The organism is Synechococcus sp. H55.11, assembly GCF_047462475.1.
Lineage (GTDB): Bacteria > Cyanobacteriota > Cyanobacteriia > Thermostichales > Thermostichaceae > Thermostichus.
The window spans coordinates 1-1005 of the sequence record NZ_JANSJI010000227.1 but is presented as its reverse complement, the minus strand read 5'-3'; the positions used below and the strand labels follow the sequence as shown (position 1 = coordinate 1005).

1 protein-coding gene is annotated in these 1005 nt (G+C 58.6%); it reads right to left on the bottom strand.

Going from position 1 to position 1005, the window contains the following annotated elements; all coding sequences use genetic code 11:
- On the bottom strand, positions 1 to 991 hold a 991-nt coding region (locus tag NW853_RS09110), incomplete at its 3' end, for a Uma2 family endonuclease (protein ID WP_414348860.1).
- Positions 992 to 1005: the final 14 nt, after the last annotated feature.

Genomic DNA, 1005 nt, shown 5'->3' with positions numbered 1-1005 from the left:
AGTCGATTGCCTCAGGATCGACGCCCAACTCCCGCAATTTTGCGGCTAGGCGCTGCTGCTCCTGACGGGCTTGGGCGAGGGCTGCCTCTGCCGCTTCGGCCCGCTGTCGCTCCTGCTCTACTTGTTCAATTCCCCACAGAAGCAAATTCCCGTCGGCAGTCCACCACCGCAACCAGTTGGCTTTGGTTTCCGCTTTTTGTCCGCGCCACACCCCCAAGAACAAGCCGATCTCCGGGATCCAATAGCGACCGTTTTCCTCAGCCGAGGCAGGGGCATAGCGACCGTCTTCCAGGCGATAGACATCCAGCTCGCCGGTTTTGGGATGAAAAATGACGTAAACAGGCACCTGCAAAATGCGCTCGTAGAAATACCATTTCCCGTAGGGGTAGTGGGGGTTAATCGAGTATTCGCCACCCTCGGTTTCGGAGATAAATTCCATCACAATGGCCGGGGGATCCCCCTCCAAGTGGGGGGTATAGCTGCGGCGAATCTCTCCTTCGGGCAGCGGCTGCACCCTGGGCACGTACAGCCAGTCGGGGGCTTTCACCACCACTTTGTCCCCGACAGTGCTGCACAGGCCAAAGTTGGAAGCGATCAAAGCCTCGGCGGGGATAAGCTGAGCCAGTTCCAAAGCCTCGCGCAGCGCAGCAGCCAAAAGGGGCTGTAAGGTGCTTTCCACAGGCTCATCCGGCAGCGGAAAGTCTTGCGGCAGTTTTTCCCATCGGATGGGGGGGAGAGAAGGGGTAAGGCGAACAGGAGAGAGGGCCATAGCCTGGAGTACCCCTAGAGGCAGGATGTGCAGATACCTCTTGGGATAACCCAAAAGGATCCCTGCTATCAACCTTCCCCTCTTCTGGGGTGCCGGGAAACGCTTCCGGATCCCTGGGGTGGACACAGCTCCCAGGATGACGTAGGGATCGTAGGTCAAGATACCCCGGCTGCCAGTTTCCACGGCTAGGGTATGCTGGTGGGCAGTGAGCAAGTTTCCCACCTCTTCTTTTGAGG